Annotated in this window: 24 protein-coding genes; 18 read left to right on the top strand and 6 right to left on the bottom strand. The window is 41.2% G+C overall.

Translation table 11 applies throughout. The features are described from left to right. Positions 1-136 precede the first annotated feature (136 nt). From D8790_RS00250 to pulA, 6 genes are all read left to right on the top strand, one after another. Complete coding sequence (locus D8790_RS00250) at positions 137-1,396, top strand: extracellular solute-binding protein (RefSeq protein WP_005591470.1); 1,260 nt, start codon at positions 137-139, stop codon at positions 1,394-1,396. Positions 1,397-1,541: 145 nt separating this feature from the next. Further along, positions 1,542-2,831 (top strand): carbohydrate ABC transporter permease, encoded by a 1,290-nt coding sequence (locus D8790_RS00245; RefSeq protein WP_125387170.1) that lies wholly within the window; start codon positions 1,542-1,544, stop codon positions 2,829-2,831. Position 2,832: 1 nt separating this feature from the next. Further along, complete coding sequence (locus D8790_RS00240; protein WP_125379106.1) at positions 2,833-3,675, top strand: sugar ABC transporter permease; 843 nt, start codon at positions 2,833-2,835, stop codon at positions 3,673-3,675. 104 nt (positions 3,676-3,779) lie between these two features. Then, positions 3,780-4,592 carry a DUF1189 family protein gene (locus tag D8790_RS00235; RefSeq protein ID WP_125387169.1) on the top strand — a complete coding sequence of 271 codons (813 nt, stop codon included), beginning with the start codon at positions 3,780-3,782 and terminating at the stop codon, positions 4,590-4,592. Between the two features lie 9 nt (positions 4,593-4,601). Then, the gene (locus D8790_RS00230) at positions 4,602-5,585 is read left to right on the top strand and encodes a LacI family DNA-binding transcriptional regulator (protein WP_125387168.1); all 984 of its coding nucleotides are present in this window, start codon (positions 4,602-4,604) and stop codon (positions 5,583-5,585) included. 15 nt (positions 5,586-5,600) lie between these two features. Beyond that, on the top strand, positions 5,601-7,676 hold the full coding sequence (pulA, locus tag D8790_RS00225; RefSeq protein ID WP_125387167.1) for a type I pullulanase: 2,076 nt from the start codon (positions 5,601-5,603) through the stop codon (positions 7,674-7,676). Positions 7,677-7,806: 130 nt separating this feature from the next. On the opposite strand, the gene D8790_RS00220 is transcribed toward pulA, so the two are convergent. The 4 genes from D8790_RS00220 to hisS form a co-directional block, all read right to left on the bottom strand. Further along, complete coding sequence (locus D8790_RS00220; RefSeq protein WP_125387166.1) at positions 7,807-8,742, bottom strand: YitT family protein; 936 nt, start codon at positions 8,740-8,742, stop codon at positions 7,807-7,809. Then, on the bottom strand, positions 8,729-10,483 hold the full coding sequence (gene aspS, locus D8790_RS00215) for an aspartate--tRNA ligase (protein WP_125387165.1): 1,755 nt from the start codon (positions 10,481-10,483) through the stop codon (positions 8,729-8,731). The genes D8790_RS00220 and aspS overlap by 14 nt, the downstream gene beginning before the upstream one ends. 166 nt (positions 10,484-10,649) lie before the next feature. Beyond that, positions 10,650-10,862, bottom strand: a complete 213-nt coding sequence (locus D8790_RS00210; protein ID WP_125387164.1) for a hypothetical protein — start codon at positions 10,860-10,862, stop codon at positions 10,650-10,652. A gap of 432 nt (positions 10,863-11,294) precedes the next feature. Continuing rightward, complete coding sequence (gene hisS, locus D8790_RS00205) at positions 11,295-12,575, bottom strand: histidine--tRNA ligase (protein ID WP_125387163.1); 1,281 nt, start codon at positions 12,573-12,575, stop codon at positions 11,295-11,297. A gap of 184 nt (positions 12,576-12,759) precedes the next feature. Here hisS and D8790_RS00200 point away from each other — a divergent pair, with 184 nt between their 5' ends. After that, the gene (locus tag D8790_RS00200) at positions 12,760-13,101 is read left to right on the top strand and encodes a metal-sulfur cluster assembly factor (RefSeq protein WP_005591447.1); all 342 of its coding nucleotides are present in this window, start codon (positions 12,760-12,762) and stop codon (positions 13,099-13,101) included. 79 nt (positions 13,102-13,180) lie between these two features. Here the strand turns inward: D8790_RS00200 and ilvD are convergent, their stop codons facing one another. Continuing rightward, positions 13,181-14,902, bottom strand: a complete 1,722-nt coding sequence (ilvD, locus tag D8790_RS00195; RefSeq protein ID WP_376738739.1) for a dihydroxy-acid dehydratase — start codon at positions 14,900-14,902, stop codon at positions 13,181-13,183. A gap of 251 nt (positions 14,903-15,153) precedes the next feature. Here ilvD and rpmF point away from each other — a divergent pair, with 251 nt between their 5' ends. Continuing rightward, positions 15,154-15,336, top strand: a complete 183-nt coding sequence (gene rpmF / locus D8790_RS00190) for a 50S ribosomal protein L32 (RefSeq protein ID WP_000290416.1) — start codon at positions 15,154-15,156, stop codon at positions 15,334-15,336. Between the two features lie 15 nt (positions 15,337-15,351). Beyond that, positions 15,352-15,501, top strand: a complete 150-nt coding sequence (gene rpmG / locus D8790_RS00185; protein WP_001265622.1) for a 50S ribosomal protein L33 — start codon at positions 15,352-15,354, stop codon at positions 15,499-15,501. Between the two features lie 78 nt (positions 15,502-15,579). Here rpmG and D8790_RS10760 read toward each other — a convergent pair whose 3' ends face one another. After that, positions 15,580-15,765 (bottom strand): FanG protein, encoded by a 186-nt coding sequence (locus D8790_RS10760; RefSeq protein WP_125387162.1) that lies wholly within the window; start codon positions 15,763-15,765, stop codon positions 15,580-15,582. A 28-nt stretch (positions 15,766-15,793) separates the two neighbouring features. Between D8790_RS10760 and D8790_RS00175 the strand changes: the two genes are divergently transcribed. The 9 genes from D8790_RS00175 (at position 15,794) to D8790_RS00135 (ending at position 22,264) form a co-directional block, all read left to right on the top strand. Continuing rightward, the gene (locus tag D8790_RS00175; protein WP_002911684.1) at positions 15,794-16,408 is read left to right on the top strand and encodes a CadD family cadmium resistance transporter; all 615 of its coding nucleotides are present in this window, start codon (positions 15,794-15,796) and stop codon (positions 16,406-16,408) included. Positions 16,409-16,419: 11 nt separating this feature from the next. Then, entirely contained in the window at positions 16,420-16,758 is a 339-nt protein-coding gene (gene cadX, locus D8790_RS00170; RefSeq protein WP_000711078.1) for a Cd(II)/Zn(II)-sensing metalloregulatory transcriptional regulator CadX, read from the top strand. A 50-nt stretch (positions 16,759-16,808) separates the two neighbouring features. Then, a complete protein-coding gene (locus tag D8790_RS00165) occupies positions 16,809-18,224 on the top strand; it encodes a helix-turn-helix domain-containing protein (protein ID WP_185761874.1) in 1,416 nt (471 codons plus the stop codon). Positions 18,225-18,543: 319 nt separating this feature from the next. Further along, positions 18,544-18,993 carry an RNA polymerase sigma factor gene (locus D8790_RS00160; RefSeq protein WP_037612939.1) on the top strand — a complete coding sequence of 150 codons (450 nt, stop codon included), beginning with the start codon at positions 18,544-18,546 and terminating at the stop codon, positions 18,991-18,993. A 200-nt stretch (positions 18,994-19,193) separates the two neighbouring features. Next, positions 19,194-19,514 (top strand): hypothetical protein, encoded by a 321-nt coding sequence (locus D8790_RS00155; protein ID WP_003032314.1) that lies wholly within the window; start codon positions 19,194-19,196, stop codon positions 19,512-19,514. Next, positions 19,514-20,614, top strand: a complete 1,101-nt coding sequence (locus D8790_RS00150; protein WP_125387160.1) for a P-loop NTPase family protein — start codon at positions 19,514-19,516, stop codon at positions 20,612-20,614. The genes D8790_RS00155 and D8790_RS00150 overlap by 1 nt, the downstream gene beginning before the upstream one ends. Further along, a complete protein-coding gene (locus D8790_RS00145; protein WP_125387159.1) occupies positions 20,611-21,216 on the top strand; it encodes a hypothetical protein in 606 nt (201 codons plus the stop codon). The genes D8790_RS00150 and D8790_RS00145 overlap by 4 nt, the downstream gene beginning before the upstream one ends. A gap of 204 nt (positions 21,217-21,420) precedes the next feature. After that, on the top strand, positions 21,421-22,023 hold the full coding sequence (locus tag D8790_RS00140) for a replication protein (protein ID WP_082311980.1): 603 nt from the start codon (positions 21,421-21,423) through the stop codon (positions 22,021-22,023). Then, positions 22,016-22,264 (top strand): hypothetical protein, encoded by a 249-nt coding sequence (locus D8790_RS00135; protein ID WP_125387552.1) that lies wholly within the window; start codon positions 22,016-22,018, stop codon positions 22,262-22,264. Before D8790_RS00140 ends, D8790_RS00135 begins: the two co-directional genes overlap by 8 nt. The last annotated feature ends 20 nt before the right edge of the window (positions 22,265-22,284 follow it).

Here is a 22,284-nt window from a genome sequence, read left to right as displayed (position 1 = left end):
TTTTAAAATTTTCTTAAAAACGCTTGCAAGCGTTTACCTTTTGTGCTAAAATTATTTTAAGTTCAAGAAAACGTTTGCGCTATGCAAGCGTGTTCTTAGATGGTATTATATTTTTTATTCTTTAGGAGGAATAATCATGAAAAACAAAATGTTGAAGAGCGTTGCTGTTCTCGGTACTGTTGCTTTAGCAGGTTTTATTTTGACAGCCTGCGGTAGCAAATCTTCTAAAAAAGAAACTGCTGCAAGCAACGAATTGACTGCTTATGTAGACCCAGGCTACAAGAGCTACATGGAAGAAGCTGCCAAAGCTTACGAAAAAGAAACCGGAACAAAGGTCACTATCAAAACTGGTGATGCTCTTACAGGTCTTGATAACCTTTCACTTGACAACCAATCTGGTAAATCTCCAGATGTCATGATGGCACCATACGACCGCGTAGGAAGCCTAGGTGCTGACGGACAACTTTCAGAAGTTGAGTTGGGTAAAGATGCAAAAGCTGACGATACTACTAAATCTTTGGTATCAATCGACGGTACTACTTACGGTGCTCCTGCTGTTATCGAGACCTTAGTAATGTACTATAACAAAGACCTGATCCAAAAAGCTCCTACAACATTTGCTGAACTTGAAGAATTGGCTAAAGATAGCAAGTACGCTTTTGAAGGAGAAGACGGTAAAACAACTGCCTTCCTTGCTGACTGGACAAACTTCTACTATGCTTACGGTCTCCTTTCTGGAAACGGTGCTTATGTCTTCGGTAAAGATGGGACAGATCCTAAAGATGTAGGTTTGGCTAACGAAGGTGCTATCAAAGGAATTGAGTACGCTAAAACTTGGTATGCAAAATGGCCTAAAGGTATGCAAGATACAGAAGGTGCTCCTAACTTGATCCAAACTCAATTCCAAGGTGGAAAAACTGCAGCAATCATCGACGGTCCTTGGAAAGCTGCATCTCTTAAAGAAGCTAAAGTAAACTACGGTGTAGCAACTATCCCAACACTTCCAAACGGCAAAGAATACAAAGCCTTTGGTGGTGGTAAAGCTTGGGTCATCCCTGCTGGTTCTAAGAACGTTGACGGCGCACAAAAATTCGTTAACTTCCTTGCATCAACTGCACAACAAAAAGCTCTTTACGATGCAACAAACGAAGTTCCTGCTAACACAGAAGCACGTGAATACGCTGTAAGCAAGAAAGATGAATTGACAGATGCGGTTGTTAAACAGTTCAAATCTGCAGAACCAATGCCAAACATCTCTGAAATGAGTACTGTTTGGGATCCAGCTAAGAACATGCTCTTCGATGCTGTAAGCGGCAAGAAAGATGCTAAAACTTCAGCTGAAGATGCTGTTAAATTGATCAAAGAAACTATCGATCAAAAATTCGGCAACAAATAAGCAAACTAAAATAAAGGGGTGGGAATTTTCCCTACCCCTTGTTTGATAGAATGAGGATTTATTCTATCTTCTAATAAGAAAAACTCGGATTAGGACTTGTACTTGCTGCACTTCCTCAATCTTTCTCGTATCTAAGGAGACTACAATGACAAAAAAAGATCCCAAACAAGCCATGTTGCGCTCCCTCATTCCAGGGTTGGGGCAAATCTATAATGATCAAAAAGCCAAAGGATACATCTTTCTTGGGGTTACAGTTGCATTTTTAGCTTATTTCGCAGCTATTGCCCTACCAGAAATTGAAAATCTCATCACTCTTGGTGAAGTCCGTGGGGACAACTCACTCTTCATGCTGATTCGCGGTGCCTTCCACCTCATCCTTGTAGCTTTTTTCCTGATTTTCTATGGATTTAACTTGAAGGATGCCCGTACAGTTGCCAAGCAGTGGAACAATGATTATCCTGTTCACACTACCTTGAAGGAAATGTTTGATGGAATCTATGAAAATGGCTTCCCTTACTTACTCATCATTCCTTCTTATCTGGCAATGACCTTTGCTATCATTTTCCCTGTATTGGTAACGCTCTTGATCGCCTTTACAAACTATGATTTCAAACACTTGCCACCAAATAAACTCTTGGATTGGGTTGGCTTTACCAACTTTGCCAACATTTGGCAATTGAGCACCTTCCGTGCGGCCTTTGGTTCTGTCTTGACTTGGACTATCATCTGGGCACTGGCAGCCTCTACTTTACAAATCGTAATCGGTATTTTCACTGCTATTATTGCCAACCAACCATTCATCAAAGGAAAACGCATCTTCGGTGTTATCTTCTTGCTTCCTTGGGCAGTTCCAGCCTTTATCACTATCCTGACTTTCTCAAATATGTTCAACGATAGTATCGGGGCCATCAATACTCAGGTTATCCCACTTCTCGGCAAGGTTCTTCCTTTCTTAAATGGACATCTGATTCCATGGAAGACTGATCCGACTTGGACTAAGATTGCTCTGATTATGATGCAAGGTTGGCTTGGATTCCCTTATATCTACGTCCTGACCTTGGGTATTTTGCAGTCTATTCCAAATGACCTTTACGAAGCAGCCTACATCGACGGAGCCAATGCTTGGCAGAAATTCCGCAACATCACTTTCCCAATGATCTTGGCAGTTGCGGCACCAACTTTGATCAGTCAATACACCTTTAACTTTAATAACTTCTCAATCATCTACCTCTTCAATGCAGGTGGTCCTGGTAGTGTCGGTGGAGGAGCTGGTTCAACTGATATCCTGATCTCTTGGATTTATCGTTTGACCACAGGTACAGCACCGCAATATTCAATGGCGGCGGCCGTTACCCTCATCATCTCCATCATCGTCATCTCTATCTCTATGATTGCCTTCAAGAAACTACACGCATTTGATATGGAGGATGTATAAGATGAATAGTTCTGTTAAATTTAAACGTTTTATCAACCACAGTTTGACCTATCTCTACCTTGTAGTGCTTTCCATTATCATTCTCTACCCGCTCTTGATCACGATCATGTCTGCTTTCAAGACGGGGAATGTCGTGGCCTTCAAGCTAGACACAGACATCAACTTCAGTCTGGAAAACTTCTCTCGTCTCTTCTCAGAGACTCTATATGGTACTTGGTACTTTAACACTATTATCATTGCCGTCTTGACAATGATTGTCCAAACCAGTATAGTTGTACTTGCAGGTTATGCATACAGCCGTTACAATTTCATCGCAAGAAAGCAAAGTTTGGTTTTCTTCTTGATTATCCAAATGGTGCCAACTATTGCAGCTCTGACCGCCTTCTTCGTTATGGCGCTGATGCTCAATGCCCTCAACCAAAGCTGGTTCCTCATCTTCCTTTATGTGGGTGGTGGTATTCCAATGAATGCTTGGTTGATGAAAGGATACTTCGATACCGTTCCTATGTCTCTGGATGAGTCAGCTAAATTAGACGGTGCTGGTCATTTCAGACGTTTCTGGCAGATTATCCTGCCTCTCGTTCGTCCAATGATTGCTGTGCAAGCTCTCTGGGCCTTCATGGGACCTTTCGGAGACTATATCCTCTCTAGCTTCCTTCTTCGTGAAAAAGAATTTTATACGGTTGCAGTTGGTCTTCGTACCTTCGTCAGCGATGTCAAGAATCAAAAAATTGCCTTCTTTGCTGCCGGTGCGATTCTCACTGCCCTTCCAATCTGTATTCTCTTCTTCTTCCTGCAAAAGAATTTTGTATCTGGTTTAACAAGTGGTGGAGACAAGGGATAATCTTGTCCCACCCTGTTTTTAATTTAAAGACAATTATAGTTATATGGCAGCCAATAAGTTCTTTATTGGCCACCACCTGATTATAATTTTAGAAAGAGGCAGCTATGTTACCTTATCCTTTTAATTATTTTTCGAGCTTGATTGGTTTTAGAAAAACATTCGCCAATCGTCGGATGCTTAGCTGGTTCCAGCTCATCTTTACGAGCGTCTTTTTGATTTCTCTGTCTTTGATTCCTGTGGCCATTCAGACAGCGTCTTTGACGAGCTATGCTCTGGATACCTTTGTTGATAAGGCTTTTGACACTCTGGATGAAGACGTGATGATTGACTTTGATCATCATGCCCAGATGAAAGACCATGTGCTGACCACTGAAAATCCTGAAGGCATTCATCGCAATGGCGCTGGGACTGTCATTATCGGCCATCACAAGGAGCTCAAATTAGGCAAGGAGCTGACCCTTTACTTCGACAAAGAAAATCTCAAAATCACTAAAGAAGGAAAAGAACTGGCCAATATCCGCTACCAAGCCATTGACCAGAAGGCTCTGAAAAGCAAAGAAGCCCTGACCAAAGCCATTTCTAAAGACTGGTTCCAACAAAACCGCCTGGTAATCAGCCTCTTTCTAGTCCTCTCCGCAGGTTTCCTCTTTAGCATCAACTTTGCCTTTCTAGCACTCGGTGCCTCCTTCCTGCTCTATCTAACCAAGAAATCACGGCTATTTTCTTTTAAAACCTTTAAAGAATGCTATCACTTTATCCTCAACTGCTTAGGATTACCAACGATTATCGGCCTTATCTGCGGTTTATTTGGACAAAGCCTGCCTACGATTATCACCGTCCAAAATATCTTGTTTGTTCTTTATTTGGTAATTATTTTCTACAAAACACATTTCCGTGATGAGGATTTCAGAAATTAGGAGGTTATTATGCGCGTTACAATTAAAGAAGTAGCGAAACTAGCGGGTGTGTCTCCCTCAACGGTGACACGCGTCGTACAAAACAAGTCTACCATCAGTGATGAAACAAAAAAACGCGTCCGCGCTGCTATGAAGGAGCTGGACTATCATCCAAATCTCAACGCTAGAAGTCTGGTCAGTCAGTCTACCCAAGTCATCGGTCTGGTGCTGCCCGATGATTCGGATGTTTTTTTCCAAAACCCATTCTTTCCAACTGTTTTGCGGGGGATTTCGCGCATCGCATCTGAACATGACTATGCCATTCAGATTAGCACCGGACAGGACGAGGAACACCGCTTAGAAAATATCAAACAAATGATTTTCGGAAAACGCGTCGATGGTTTGATTTTTCTCTATTCTAAGCCAAACGATCCGCTGGTTGACTTTGCGATTAAAAACCAGTTTCCTTTCTTGATTTTAGGAAAAGCGGTGTCCCCATTTGTTTCTTTGGTCGATAATGATAATATCAAGGCTGGCTACGATGCAACCAAATATTTCCTAGATCAAGGTTATAAAAAAATTGCCTTTCTGGCTGGGAATAAAGAGCTTGTCGTATCCCAAGACCGCTTTGCCGGCTACAAACAAGCCTTGGAAGAAGCGGGCATCCCTCTCGATGAAAATATCGTCAAGTTTTCTTTCGGTTTCCTCTTGGAAGATAGCAGCTATAAGATTATGGAAAAGATGCCTATTCAGGAAATTGAAGCCTTTGTGACATCGGATAGTATGGTTGCCGAAGGGGCTCTGCACTATCTTAAGGATATCGACTATCGCTTCCCGATTATCACTTTTGACTCTATCAAGCCACGCATCGACGTGGATGCCTATATTGATATCAATACCCTCGAGTTGGGTAGGGAATCTTTCCGAACCTTGCTCCAAATCATTAAAAATAATAAGGATGACAAGCATACTTGCTATCGCCAAGTCATCTCCCACAGCATTCTTACTCGTTAGTTAAGGAGAAATTTCATGGTTTATCGTATTTTCCAAGCCTACTTAGATGATGAAAATAGCATCACTATCGAATTGGAAAAGTCCTTTGATGCTTATTCTATCCATTTCACTCTAGAGGACAAGCATAGCTCTAGTCCTTTGACCATCAAAAAAATTGAGAATCAAGAACATCAGATTGTCTACACCCTTTCTGCCAATGATCCGATTGATTTGACTGAATCCTACACAGTCTATGATCAGGATCGCAATCACACCATTCTCCAGTATCGCCACATTGTCCAAAAGCCAATTTTTGATGAATTATTTAGCTACCAGGGAAGAGATTTGGGAGCTAGCTATAGTCCTCAGGCAACAGATTTCAAACTGTGGGCGCCTATTTCGGAAAAAGTTTTGCTTCATCTGGAAGATCAGGTCATCTCCCTCCAAAGGCAAGATAGAGGTGTCTGGCATACGCAGGTCCTTGGGGACTTAGAAGGCAAGGCCTACTACTATATCCATAAGGTGAACGGAAAATGGGTAGAAGTACATGACCCCTACGCCCTCTCTTCAGATGCCAACTCTGGTCATAGTTATGTCATTGACCGCAAAAAGATTAGCAAACCTATTCAGCGCGCTGCCAGCCAAGTAAAACCAACAGAAGCCGTTATCTATGAAATGAGCGTGCGTGATTTCTCCATGCAAAAGGAAGCTGGTTTTTCACAACCTGGTAAATTCGCTTCTCTATCCGAATCTCCAAGCGTACACGGTCATACTTTTGGTCTAAAATACTTGCAGGATTTAGGCATTACACACGTTCAGCTTATGCCTATCTATGACTTTGGTAGCGTTGACGAAAAACACCCCGAACTCGTTTACAATTGGGGCTATGATCCCGTCCAGTATAATGTTCCTGAAGGTAGCTTGTCAAGCGACCCACACAATCCCTATAGCCGTATCTTTGAACTACAAGACGCGATTGCAGCTTATCACCAGGCTGATATGAGCGTTATCATGGATGTCGTCTACAATCACGTCTATGAGGCAGATGCCTATGCTTTTGAAAAAATTGTCCCAGGCTACTTCTATCGTCTCGATGAGCAAGGCCTACGGACAAATGGTACCTTCTGCGGAAATGATGTAGCCAGCGAAAAAGCTATGGTGCGCCATTATATCCAACAATCCGTCCAGCAATGGGTTAGCCTCTACGGCTTTGATGGCTTCCGCTTTGACCTGATGGGCATTCTCGACATAACCACCATGAAGCAAATCGCTCAGGAACTAAAAGCCATTCATCCAAATATCTATCTTTACGGAGAAGGTTGGCAGATGCCTACTGGTCTTGATAGCAACCTTCTAGCTCATCAGTTTAACGCTGAGCAACTACCTGAGTATGGATTCTTCAGCGATCATTTCCGTGATACGGTCAAGCAAACCATCGTCCAAGGTAGCCGACTGGACAAAGAGCATGCGACTAGCTGGCTAGAAAATGTCCTGACAGCCAATGTCGGCCTGACAGGAGAGCCTCATTTCCTAGCGCCTCATCAGGCGATCAACTATGTAGAATGCCATGACAATGCAACGGTGTTTGATTATTTTGATATTCAAAATCCAAATATCAGCCTCCGTCAGCGCCTAGCAAACTCTCGTCTAGCACTGCATATCGTTCTCTTAGCACAAGGGGTTCCTTTCCTCCACAGCGGGCAGGAATTTTATCGGACCAAGAATCTGATTGACAACACCTACAACCTGCCTGATGAGATCAACAAGCTAGACTGGCTGCGCTCACTTCACTACTCCGAAGATATTGAATTTTTGAAGCAACTCATTGCCTTTAGAAAGGCTCATCCGCTTCTGACTCTGACAACTAGCTCTGCTATTCAAAAAGCTTGTCAAGTCAAATGGCTCAGCCCTAGCTTCGTTGAATATAAGATTCAAAAAGATAAACAAGCGCTGACCATTTTGATTAACTTTGGTACTGAAGCAGTAACTTATGAAAATAAAATGAAGCAAAGCATCCACCTTCAGTATCCGCACATTAACGCTAAAAAACCAATCGCACCGCTAGCAGACTCTTACACAGTTCCTGCTAAGCAAGTCTTGGTTTTGAAATAAAGTAATAACTATAAAAAAGAACAGGTTCATTTTGGATGGGGAAACATCCAGCTGAACTTGTTCCTTTTTTTATGTATAAATGTATGCACTGAGTTTGAGTAAGATTCGACAGTGATGCCAATAATCAAGACTACTCTTCTACAAATCTTCCTAAAATATGTACATTGTCAGATACAGAGACAAAGGCTGTCGGATCTGTCTGCTTCATGATGTACTTAAATTCACTAAATTCAGCACGCGTAATGACTGTAATCAGCACCGCCTTTTGCTCGTGATTGTAAGTTCCCTCCGCCCCATTGATAATGGTTGCACCGCGATGGAGTTTGTGGTGAATCTTGTTAATCACTTCTTCAGGATGACTGGTGATAATCATAGCCTGCATCCGCTTTTGCTTGGTAAAGACAGCGTCCGTTACACGGCTCGATACAAAGATGGTAATCATCGAGTAGAGAGCGTATTCCCAACCGAAGGTCAGACCAGCAATCAGCATAATAATGCCATTTACAATCAGGGAGATACTGCCTACATTACGGCCTGTTTTCTTGCGAATGGTCAGACTAACAATATCTGTCCCTCCACTTGAAATGCTTGACTTGAGGGCAAAGCCGATCCCTGTCCCCATGACAACTCCCCCGAACAAGGCATTGATAATGGGATTGGTCGTCAATGTCACTTCTGGCACAAAATGGATAAAAAGCGAGCTCATCGAAACAGTGATAAAAGTAAAAACAGTAAACTTATGCCCGATTTGGTACCAAGCCAAAATCATCAGTGGAATATTAATCGCATAAAAAGTAATGGAAACTGGAATGGTAAAGCCGATAAAGCGACTACTCAAAGCCGAGACAATCTGCGCCAGGCCCGTTGCACCGCTTGAGTAGACATGGCCCGGCTGAAAGAAGAAATTGACCGCTACTGCTGAGAGAAATCCATATACCAGAGAGGCCGAAAATTTCTCATCATATTTTTCACGCGAAATACTTTTCAGAACTTCTAGCAACTTGACATGGTAGGCAAAGCGATGAAGATAATAGCGAAAAAGTTTCCGCAAACTAGTCTTTTTCATGTGATTCTACTTGTAAACTTAATTCCTCTAATTGTGCAGGAGCAACCAAGCTTGGTGCTTGCGTCATTGGGTCAGAAGCCTTGTTATTCTTAGGAAAAGCAATGACTTCACGGATGTTTTCTTCACCAGCCAAAAGCATGACAAAGCGATCCAGACCCAAAGCCAGACCTCCATGTGGTGGGAAGCCATAATCCATAGCTTCAAGAAGGAAGCCGAACTGGTCTTGCGCTTCTCCAGCTGAGAAGCCTAAAGCCTTAAACATCCGTTCCTGCAGATCTTTTTGGTTGATCCGTAAGCTACCACCACCTAGTTCATAGCCATTGAGTACGATATCATAGGCAATCGCACGAACCTTGCTCAGGTCTCCTTCCAGCTCCTGCTCAGAATCTTTTTGAGGCAGGGTGAACGGATGGTGGGCACTCATATAGCGGCCCTCTTCTTCCGACCACTCAAACATTGGCCAATCTACTACCCACAAGTAGTTAAACTTAGCAGGGGCAATCAAACCTAATTCCTTGCCTAGGCGGACACGAAGAGCCCCCAGAGCTGCGTTGGCAACTTCCAAGGTGTCTGCCACAAAGAGAACTAAGTCGTTTTCTTCTAATTGTAAAGCAGTTGTCAACTCACTTGACAAGTCTGTCAAGAACTTGGCAACAGGACCAGCTAGTTCTCCACCAGCAAATTTGATCCAAGCAAGTCCCTTGGCTCCATGCTGCTTAGCTTGCTCTGTCAGCTTATCAATGTCTTTACGCGAGTATTTGTCAGCAGCATTTTTCACTACAATTGCCTTGACAGCCGGTGCCTCAGAAAAGACCTTGAAGTCAACACCCTTGACAAGCTCTGTCAAGTCCTGCAATAACATGTCAAAGCGAGTATCTGGCTTGTCGCTACCATAGAGAGCCATAGCATCGTCATATTTCATACGTGGGAAAGGCAAGGTCACTTCAATTCCCTTGGTTTCCTTCATGACACGGGCAATCAAGCCTTCTGTAATGTCTTGGATTTCTTGCTCAGATAGGAAAGAAGTTTCCAAGTCCACCTGTGTAAACTCTGGTTGACGGTCTCCACGTAAGTCCTCGTCTCGGAAACATTTGACAATCTGGTAATAACGGTCAAAACCAGCATTCATCAAAAGCTGCTTGGTAATCTGTGGGCTTTGAGGCAGGGCATAGAAATGACCTTGGTTGACCCGGCTCGGTACCAAATAGTCACGCGCCCCTTCAGGCGTTGACTTGGTCAAAAATGGTGTCTCCACATCGATAAACTCCAGCTCATCCAAATAATTGCGGATAGAGTGGGTCACCTTGGCACGCAACTTGAGATTTTCTAGCATTTCTGGACGACGCAAATCCAAATAACGGTAGCGCAAGCGCGTATCGTCATTGGCTTCAATCCCGTCCTTAATCTCAAAAGGAGTCGTTTTAGCAGTATTCAATACCGTCAGACTGTCTACGTGAAGCTCTACACTTCCTGTAGACAGCTTGTCATTGGCCTGCTCACGCGCGGCTACCTTACCAGTCACCTCAATGACAAACTCGCTGCGCAGACTCTCAGCTGTCTTCATGACCTCATCTGAAACACTCTCAGGATTAATAACTAGCTGCATAATCCCTTCGCGGTCACGCAGATCAATAAAAATCAAGCCTCCCAAATCGCGACGGCGGGCAACCCAACCTTTCAAAGTAATTTCCTGACCGACATGCTCACTCCGAACACGTCCCGCATACATTGAACGTTTCATCTTTACTCTCCAAAATTTTAATTCTGTTACTATTTTACCACAAAGAGCCTAGGAAAGCCCCCCTACCTGTCCTTTTTCTGAAAAAAATTAAAAGTCTTTATTTCCAGTGCCTCTTTTATAAAAAAGGTCTAGAGGCAATATCCCCAGACCTGCTAATTTATATAGACTATTCCTTTTTCTTCCCATCCTCATAAAGACTGGGAGCCAGCGTTTTTGTCACCATGGCTGTCAAGAAGCGAAAGGCTCCAGCTGCCAGACCAAAAATCGGCGCCAAAGCACGGAAGAAAAAATCCCCTCGCATAAAATGACAGAGCAGACCCGTTATCGCAAATAAGGCCACTCCCTGCGCCACAACCACTAATAATATTTTCTTCATCATTCCCTCGACTTTCTATAGACTATTATAGCATAGACGAGATACAAACGATACTTATATCAACAATTTCTTCGATCGTAGTCCCCTATCTTTCACCAAACCATAAAATCCAACATACACTTCCTCTTCATAGAGTCAGCATAAATCCGCGCCGTACGGAACCTCAAAAATTTCCAGCATAACTGGGGCAATCTTACTATATTATTGCTCCTAAGATTATGCTTTAATTTTACAACTCAAACCTTAAAACGAATAACAGCAATGCAGTCCTAACAATTAATATCTATAATTTCAAGTGTTTAGATAAAAATAAATACAATTTTTTATAAATACTAATAATCTACAGATAATTTAAAGCCTAATTGTAACTTGATTTACTGGGTTCAGCTTAGTTTTTCAGCTTTAATAAATTGGTTATTTAAATCTAAAAGTCTATTAACAACCCAATTCTTCGAGAACAGCCTGATAATTTTCTTGAACTTGATCTAGTCCAACCACCACTTCTTGACGAGTTTCATTATTCTTCACAGTGACTTGGCCGCTTTCGATCTCACTTTCACCTAAAGTAATGATAGTCTTGGCTCTGAAAGCATCTGCTGACTTAAACTGAGCCTTGAGCTTGCGGTCCAAATAGTCTCGCTCGGCCGCAAATCCTTGATTGCGGAGAGCTTGCACTAATTCCAAAGCGCTGCGATTGGCAGCCTCACCTAGAACAGCAATATAGGCATCCAAGCCTGTCTCAAGTGGCAGAGCTGCTCCCTGTTTTTCTAAAATCAAGAGGAGACGCTCCATTCCCATACCAAAACCAAAGGCAGGGGTTTCTGGCCCACCAAAGTAGTCAACCAAGCCATCATAGCGACCGCCCGCACAGATAGTCAGTTCACTGCCTGCCACATCAGTCGTAAACTCAAAAATCGTGTGATTGTAGTAGTCCAGTCCGCGTACCATATTGGTGTTAATGACATAAGGAACGTCCAAAGACTCTAGCATTGAGCGGACAGCCGCAAAATGCTCCTGGCTCTCCTCGTCCAGAAAGTCCAAAATCGAAGGAGCCTGCGCAACAGCTGCCTTATCTTCTTTTTCCTTCGAATCCAGCACCCGCAGCGGATTTTCCTCCAAACGACGCTGACTATCCTTAGAAAGACTGTCTTTCAGCGGAGTCAAGTAATCAATCAAGGCCTGACGATAGGCAGCGCGACTTGCTGCATTGCCCAAACTATTCAGCTGCAGCGTCACCTGCCCAATTCCAATTTCCTTGAAGAATTGAGCCGCCATAGCAATCGTTTCTGCATCTGTCGCTGGATTTTCAGAGCCGAAGCACTCTACCCCGATTTGGTGAAATTCGCGCAAGCGACCAGCCTGAGGCCGTTCATAGCGGAACATAGAGCCCATATAATAAAGCTTAACTGGCTTTTGAACCTCTGGCGCAAAGAGCTTGTTTTCGACATAAGAACGAACGACCGGTGCAGTTCCTTCTGGCCGCAGCGTGATATGACGGTCTCCCTTATCGTAGAAATCATACATTTCCTTGGTCACAATGTCTGTTGTATCTCCAACTGAGCGACTGATAACCTCATAGTGCTCAAAAATCGGTGTTCGAATTTCCGCATAGTTGTATTTTTTAAACGTCTTACGAGCAAACTCCTCCAGATACTGCCATTTAGCAGATTCCTGAGGGAGGATATCCTGAGTTCCTTTAGGTTTTTGTAATTTCATTTTCTAATCCTCTGCAACTATATAATATCTATTATTTTACCATAAATCAGATGTTTTGAGGAGTTAGAGCAGAAAAATTCCCTCCAAGAGACTAAATCCGTTTTCATTCGCCAGAATTTCTTGAAAAATTGTCAGAATTATGAGAAAATAAGACCACCATTCTATAGAGAAAGAAGGACTGAAGATGAGAGACGATATCAAAATCAATGACCGAGCAGCAGCTATCCAAGAAGAATTAATTAAGAAACTCGAAACGATTTACGATCCAGAAGTCGAGCTTGATGTCTACAATCTCGGGCTCATCTATGAAATCAATCTTGACGAAACTGGCCACTGCAAGATTGTCATGACCTTCACAGACACAGCCTGCGACTGTACCGAGACCGTTCCCATTGAAATCGTCGAGTCCCTGAAGCAAATCGAGGGCATCGAAACTGTCTCCGTTGAAGTCACTTGGTCGCCTGCGTGGAAAATCACGCGCATCAGCCGCTTTGGACGCATTGCGCTGGGGATTAGTCCTAGATAAGAAGATGCCTTGTTCATCTGCATTAAATAAAATAGTAAACCCGCTAGAAAAACTAGCGGGTTCTTTCGTCATATATAGGCTATTTTTTACCTGTTTCTTCTGGTTTCCAGAAGTCGGTAACAGCACCCTTAGCGGCAGAAGATACCATGTGAGCATATTTACCAAGTACACCGCGGCTATAAAGCGGTGGAATAGTTGTTTCTGCCTTACGTTTTTCAAGTTCTTCTTCAGAAACTGCCATGGAAATTTCCTTGGTATCTTGGTCAACCGTGACTATATCGCCTGTGCGAAGGTAGGCAATCGGGCCACCATCCTGAGCTTCTGGAGCAATGTGTCCGACAACGAGACCGTAGGTACCACCTGAGAAGCGACCGTCTGTCAAGAGTGCCACCTTATCTCCTTGACCTTTCCCTACGATGATAGAAGAAAGTGACAGCATTTCTGGCATACCAGGGCCACCCTTTGGACCAACGTAGCGAACCACGACTACATCGCCATCGACTACTTCATCGGCCAGCACTGCATCAATAGCAGCTTCTTCTGAGTCAAAGACCTTAGCAGGCCCGACGTGGCGGCGCACTTTAACACCTGATACCTTGGCAACCGCGCCGTCTGGAGCTAGATTACCATGCAGGATAATCAATGGACCGTCCGCACGTTTTGGATTTTCAAGCGGCATAATGACCTTCTGACCTGGCGTCAAATCAGCAAAGTCAGCCAAGTTTTCAGCAACCGTCTTACCTGTACAAGTGATGCGATCACCGTGCAAGAAGCCGTTCGCCAAAAGATATTTCATAACGGCAGGCACACCACCGACATTGTATAGGTCTTGGAAGACATACTGGCCAGATGGTTTCAAATCCGCCAAATGCGGCACGCGCTCTTGAATAACATTAAAGTCATCCAAGGTCAGCTCCACATTAGCCGCATGAGCAATGGCCAACAAGTGCAGAGTAGCATTGGTAGAACCGCCCAGAGCCATGGTCACTGTGATGGCATCTTCGAAAGCTTCGCGCGTCAAGATATCAGACGGCTTGAGCCCCATTTCCAGCATCCGGACAACAGCTCGGCCAGCTTCCACGATATCATCCTTCTTGTCTTGAGATTCTGCTGGGTGAGAAGAAGAACCAGGCAAGCTCATACCCAGGACTTCAATAGCTGTCGCCATAGTATTAGCCGTATACATACCGCCACAGCCACCAGGGCCAGGGCAGGCATTACACTCGATGCGGCGTACTTCCTCAGCAGTCAAATCGCCATGATTCCACTTCCCGATGCCTTCAAAGACTGAAACCAAGTCAATGTCTTTTCCGTCAAGATTTCCCGGTGCAATAGTTCCACCATAAGCAAAAATGGCTGGAATATCCATATTGGCAATGGCAATCATGGAGCCAGGCATATTCTTATCACAGCCCCCGATAGCGACGAAGGCATCCACATTATGTCCGCCCATGGCAGCTTCGATGGAGTCTGCGATGATGTCACGTGAAGTCAGAGAGAAGCGCATGCCCGGTGTCCCCATGGCAATCCCGTCTGCTACGGTAATCGTACCGAACTGAACAGGCCAAGCACCTTGTTCTTTTACTCCTTCCTTGGCTAGTTTACCAAAATCATGTAGGTGAATATTACAAGGCGTATTTTCAGCCCAAGTCGAAATCACTCCGACAATCGGAGTCTCAAAGTCCTTGTCTGTCATCCCTGTCGCGCGAAGCATGGCACGGTTAGGAGATTTGACCATACTATCATAAATCTTACTTCTGTGGCGTGTATCTAATTTATCTGTCATGTCTTTCCCTTTCATTGTAGTCATCTTTGTGCTTTATTATACCACACTTATGCTCTATTGGATAGAAGGAAATTTTTAAATTTTCAGAATATTGGAATAATACTCCAAAAATAGGTGCAACTGCTAAAAAGCTTTGCTATTGTCAAAAAGAAAATCAAAAAATTCTGTCAAGTAACTTTACTTTACAAAAAAGTTTTGTTATACTGTTAAAGTTGATGAAAATCATGAGATTGCATCGAATTACATTCTAAAAGGAGAAACAAACAATGGCAGTACCTGCACGTCGCACTTCAAAAGCGAAGAAAAATAAACGTCGTACACACTACAAAGTAACAGCTCCATCTGTAAACTTTGACGAAACTACTGGGGATTACTCACGTTCTCACCGCGTATCACTTAAAGGATACTACAAAGGACGTAAAATCGCTAAAGCTGCAGCAGCTGAATAATAGAAGGGAGATACCATGCGCGTAAATATTACACTTGAACACAAAGAATCTGGTGAACGCTTGTACCTTACTTCTAAAAACAAACGTAACACTCCAGACCGTCTTCAATTGAAGAAATACTCACCAAAACTTCGCAAACACGTTGTGTTTACAGAGGTTAAGTAAGGGTTTCAGTACACGTCAATAGACGTCAAAATATTGATTTTAAGCGATTTTTGATTTTTTGAAACTCATTATATCGCACTACAAATCAATAAAAACTCTACCTTTTACTCTACCTTTTTTAGATAAATATATCATCTGGATATTGAAGTTAAGCCCTGCCATCGAAATGATAGCAGGGCTTTTTAATATTTGGTACACTAACTTCTTATCTATATTTTGGTGGATTTTAAGTTGACATCTACAAAGTTTAATGTTAGAATACATTCAAAAATATATTTGAATGAGGTGTTTTATGATTCAAAATATTGTTACTTCAATAATCCTGTATTCTGGGACAGCCGTAGACTTACTTATTATCCTAATGTTATTTTTTGCCAAAAGAAAAAGCAGAAAGGACATCATTAACATCTATTTAGGACAATTTCTAGGCTCTGTTAGTCTAATATTCCTAAGTTTGCTTTTTGCATTTGTCTTAAATTATATTCCTAGTAAAGAGATTTTAGGTTTACTCGGTTTGATTCCAATTTTCCTAGGCCTCAAAGTTTTGCTTTTAGGAGATTCTGATGGAGAAGCTATTGCAAAAGATGGTTTGCGAAAAGACAATAAAAACCTGATTTTTCTAGTCGCTATGATTACTTTTGCAAGTTGTGGCGCTGACAATATTGGTGTCTTTGTCCCATATTTTACCACCTTAAATTTAGCGAATTTAATAGTGACTTTACTTACTTTTCTAGTCATGATTTATCTCTTGGTTTTTTCTGCCCAAAAATTAGCACAAGTCCCTTCTGTTGGAGAAACTTTGGAAAAATATAGCAGATGGTTTATTGCCGTTGTCTATTTAGGATTGGGGATGTATATCCTGATTGAAAACAACAGCTTTGACATGCTATGGGCTGTGTTAGGCTAGGAGAAAAAATTATGAAAAAAGATAGTATCTGTCAAGTGGATGTTATAAATCAACAAAATGTTACAACCGCAACGAACTACCTTGAAAAGGAAAAAGTCCAAAAATCACTTCGCATTTTATCAAAATTTACCGATAATAAACAGATAAATATCATCTTTTATCTCCTTGCCGTCGAAGAACTATGTGTCTGCGATATAGCCTGTTTATTAAATCTCAGTATGGCATCTGCCTCCCACCATCTTCGTAAACTAGCCAATCAAAACATCTTGGACACTAGAAGAGAGGGGAAAATTATATATTATTTTATAAAAGATGAGGAAATCAGAGATTTTTTTAATCAACTAGGATAACAACTATTTTTACTACTTTCTACTTTTCCATGATTATAGGGGGATTATATATGAAATTTTTTGAAGAAAATTATTCACAAGAAATACCTACTCGTATCAAAAATTTAAGAAAAAAATACAATATTACACAAAGCGAACTAGGCAATGCAGGTCAAGTTAGTCAAGTTGAAAGTGGTAAGCGACCAATTACGAGTTCGATGTTAGTTTATTTAAATGCTCTAACCGCTTCGAGCTATACGTATATCGTTTTTGGAGAGTTAGATGAGTTTATTGAGAATCTGTTTCATTATTTTTTCAGTTCTATTTTATATAGAGATTTAGATGCTGTAGATGAAAAACTATATTCTTTCATGAGTGATGATTTAATTTCAATCCAATCAAGTTGTCTAAGTATTGCCAAGACATTTGCAAATTTCAATATTCAAAGAAAAAAATTTATGATTTCTACTGAAACTGAAATGGATACTTTTCACAAGAAAGATGACATTGACGTATGGGTTGGTGGAAAAAGTTATAACCCCGCTAGGAGTTTTAGGAATAATCCAATAAATGAATTAACTGTTATTGATTTTGAAGAAATGGCTGATATTCTTTTGTTGACGTTGAGAGATAATCTAATTAGGTCGTTTGAAATTAATGTCTGCAACACACTGTTCGAATTAGATAAAAATGGTGCACCGACAACATTTAATCTAGATAAAATTGACTCAATAATCAACAAGTGGTGGTCTGAGAATGTCTCAACAGAGATAATCCCCAACCTCATAAAAAAACTTAGAGAAAATCCCTTGTTTAATATCGGATTTATGGTAAATGATATATTAGAAAGAATGTATAAAGAGAATATTCCAAAATCTTACCTTACATCCGTCCCGTTAGTTATTTCTCAAAAAGGAAGAACAACCTCTTCGTTTAGTATGACTGGTGGTCAACAAATAGATGAAGTGAAATTCAAACAGATATCTGAGGACTATATGAAATTACTCAGTCAAGGTAAGGATATCACAGAGTTATATCAAAAATATTCTAAAGAAGAGTTGGCAAATCTAGGCATTAATATTTATCAATCCAATGATATAGAAAGGACTGAGGAAAGAACTTTTGATGAAATTATCAGTTGGGTTTCCAACCCTTATGCAACAAGACCAATTCAAGAAAGGCACACTATTCAATTAGAGCCAACAAGATTTTCACTAGAGGATAAGAAACGTATTGAAAAAATTGCCTCTCAGGGAATAAACGACAGCGACCTTGTTGATTTAGTTGAACTCTATGATATCAATTTAGATAATACAAATGTCACTCGCTATATTGAGGGATTATTGACGAATAATACACAAGTAACATACTATTTCCAAGAACAATTAAACGAGGAATTACTCGCAATGGCTTCGGCTTTAGATAGAGTTCAACAAGCATTTATTAAACTATTAAGCGAAGAGGAAATACGAAAATTTGCTCTTTAGAGACTAGGTAAATCGCCTAGTCTTTTTTTGCGCTTCGTTTTACAAATTAGCCTATTAAAGTAAAAAATGAAGTAAAAAATAAAAGAACATTATGCTTTATACTGAGTACATCAAGAAAAACTCTTGATAAAAATTTTAATAGTCCAAATTGATGGCCATCAAAGGACAGATTGAAACAAATATGATGATATGACGATAAAGGTCATGTCTTGCATAGAATTGTTTCGCTGTTTCTTTGATGTGCCTTTTGACATACTCAGCGTTCAATATTTGCTCATTTTGTTTCCTTCTGTCCAAGGACGGAAAGGAGCTCATCATTATGAGCAATAAAGTCAAAGAACGCAGAGATGCGAAAATCGCAAAAGCTGTTGAAGCTAAAAATTGGGACGAAGTAAGTCGGCTTCTCCAGCAAGAACAAAGCAATGCTGAACGTCGTGACCGATACCACCATAAAAGAAGCCTTGAAGAGAGCGTCTCTCGTAATGACGGTAAACGGCGTGAACGCTATGAAGTAGTTGCAAGTCCCGATTTGAATCCCGAAGAAGCTTTAATCCTAGAAGAGTTAAGACAAGCTATTCGTGAAGCTAAAGCATCCTTATCAGAAATTGACAGTAAAATTGTTGAAATGGTGGCTGAACAAGGATGTAGCTATAAGGCGACGGCACGCTATATCAGTGAACACTATAAAAAAATGAGCGATGTAACCGTCAAATCTCATTATTTTAAAGCGCTTGAAAAATTAGCTTCTTTATTAGAAGACTATCGCTAATACCTTAAATCCAGTGCTAAGAGGCATTGGATTTTTTGTAAAAAAATTAAAAATTCAACAAATAACTTTGCGTTTAACTGTCTCATTCTCCTTAGTAATAAGGAGGTGGTATACAACTAAAACAACTATGTCCAGCTCATGACCAAAACCGAGCAAGTCGCATTCGTATTATTTCTCAATAATAAAGGAGGAACAGCCCCATGGCATTCAAAATGAAAACCACAAAAGGTGGTTATACAACTACATTGGCTGATAAGATTATCAGTCAAAAACAACCGATTTACTCGCTTAGTACCGAACTTGAACCACAACAACGGTTTGAAGAAGGAAAACCAACAGGAGAAATCGTAGCCTATAAAGCATGGTTTGTACAGGAAGGGCAAGACCCTTTCCAAGTAAAATTCGAAGATAGGATTGAGCTTCCATCGTTCCAATCCATGATTCAATTTGACACCCTACAAGCTTGCGAAGTAAAATATAACGTTTACTTCAAAGCAAATGGTATCAAGGAGGTGCGGTAATGATCTCACAATCTCGTGATGCGCTGAACCAATCTTTCCTGCAATCTTACCTGCTCCAGAGCCTAAACATGGCTCTGGGGGCTTTAATGCAGGGGGAAACCAGCTATACTAATTCTTTTAACGTCATTATTCAAGAAGACGGCTTTGTCTTTGTCCCTCGCCTGCCTTGTGCTTATATTCTTGATGATGACTTGTACAAGAAAATTTTTCTGATTGCTAACGCTTCTCTCTACCCTCAATTTACTCTCTTGAAACAAAATGCAACCTATTTTGTTCCACTCGAAACAGATGACTTACACATTCAACGTGGCTTATTCTTTCCTTGGAAAAAGGGAATTTCTGAACGGTTGGCAATTCCTGATTTGGATGAATTTTCAGCTAGCTTACCACAGGGGAAAATCCCTATCATGAAGCACTTTGAACTCAATCTCGAAAAGGTAAATCACTGGGCTATTGCCGGAAATTCAGGCTCAGGGAAGTCTTACGCCCTTACTTACTTCTTGAGTGTACTGAGGCACATGTCCGACCTGATTATCATTGACCCTAAGTTTGATACCCCAAGCAGATGGGCAAGGGAAAATCATATTGCAGTTATCCACCCTGTCGAAAACCGTTCAAAATCTGATTTCGTTTCACAAGTCAATGAACAATTAAGCCAATGTGCAACCCTCATTCAGAAACGACAAGCTATCTTATATGATAACCCCAACCATCAATTTACTCATCTAACCATTGTCATTGATGAAGTCCTAGCCCTATCAGAGGGAGTCAATAAGAACATCAAAGAAGCCTTTTTCTCTTTACTCTCACAAATTGCCTTGTTGGGACGTGCTACCAAAATCCATCTCTTTTTAGTAAGCCAGCGTTTTGACCATAACACTATCCCCATTTCAGTGAGGGAACAGCTAAACGTATTATTGCAAATTGGAAATATCAATCAGAAAACCACTCAATTCTTATTTCCAGACCTAGACCCGGAGGGGATTGTCATTCCGACAGGACACGGAACAGGTATCATTCAAGTGATCGACAATGAACACCCCTACCAAGTTCTACCCCTACTCTGTCCAACCTATTACACAAAACGAGGTATCCTATGACCACTAAAACCTATTTCATGAGAAGTTTTAATCTCATTTTATACTTGCTCCTAGTCACCCCTATCTGTTGTTTGTTCGGATGGCTGTTCAATTTTGTTTCAGTTCAACTATCTACCGCCACACTTATCAATCTGGAGACTGTCAAACCTATTACAGATAAAATCAGTTCTGCTAGTTATGTCTCTGCTATTGTCTGTCTACTCCTCGTCTTATTCTTAGCTGGGATTGAAATTTTTCAACGATTCAAAAATGATAGTCTTTGGAATTATATTCAATCTATCTATCACACTTTCCTATTGAGACACTTCCTTTTCCAACGTGAACGAGTTCAGAAAGTAAGTAACCTAGAGCACCAGACAGTTACCACCATCAATCCAATTTATGACGGATTTAATCGAGCTGTTCGTAAGTGTGTAGTAGATGTCCAGAGTGATACCGTCGCTGTTTTTCTAAAAGTCCCTAGAGACCAACAGGGACAGAAAATTCTAAAAGATATAGAAGCACAGCTAAAAGAGGAGATTGCTAGCCAACACGCAGGCTATTATTTCTCATCTCCTGTTCGAGTTCGTAACCAATTATGGTTCATTGGTCAGAAACGTTAATCCTAGGGGCTGTGGCTTGCGAAGCAAGAGCCAAACAGCCCCTTTTTTATACTCTGCTCCGCCATGACCTATTGGGGTTACTACGACCCCCAATAGGTCAATAATCAATAATCACAAAATTTTGAAAAAATCTCCCAAAAAACTTTGCATTTAGCCTGTCATTTCTCCTTAGTAATATAACCAATAGAAATGAGGCATTTACCTATGGCAGAACAACGTACTAGCAAATGGACATTTCTCTTTTACAAAGAGAACGCTCCAGAAGACTACTTGAACGTCTTGGAAGAACTTCATATCCCATTTATCCTTAGCCCTTGGCACGATAAAGATGTGAACAGACAAACCGGAGAGTTCAAAAAGGCACATAAGCACGGTGCTTTCTTCTTTGATTCACTGAAAAGCTATTCCCAAGTGTCCAATATTATCAGCGACAAGTTGAATGGTCCAGCACATGTGGAAGCCGTCATGTCTCCTACTGGGTTATTTGACTACTTTACCCATGCTGAGAATCCAGAGAAGACCCCCTATAATATTGAAGATATTGAATTTGGCTGTGGCTTTGATTTAGATAAATTTTTAATAGAGATGAGAACCTCTGATTTTATCAATGAAGTAGTCGATATCATCGAAGAGAACGACTTTACAGAATTTGAAGAACTTGTCTGGTATGCACGAGCAAACAATATCAATCTACTAGGTCTCATTATTGAACGTACCTATTTCTTTGCTAAGTATTTAGATTCACGACGGCATAATCCAAATCGGTTACAGACTGCCAATACAGAGGAGAAAGACAATGATGAATAACGAAAAGTTAGAACAAATTGAACAGTTATTGCAAACACTTATCAAGCTCATTCAAATCAAAGAGCAGAGCAGACCACTAAAGATTATTCAGCAACGAGAATTGCTGAGACAACTAAATATTTCTCCAAACACACTAAAAAATTGGGAACAAAAAGGATTAAAAAGATTAGAACCTCCTATAGAGGGGACTCGAACCGTCTTCTATTTATTAGACGATGTTATTGACTTCTTGAACTCCTAATGTTGAAGTTTTGTGCTAAA

Source organism: Streptococcus cristatus, assembly GCF_003943535.1.
In the GTDB taxonomy this organism is placed as follows: Bacteria; Bacillota; Bacilli; order Lactobacillales; family Streptococcaceae; genus Streptococcus; species Streptococcus cristatus_L.
This window is presented reverse-complemented; position numbering and strand designations above follow the sequence as displayed.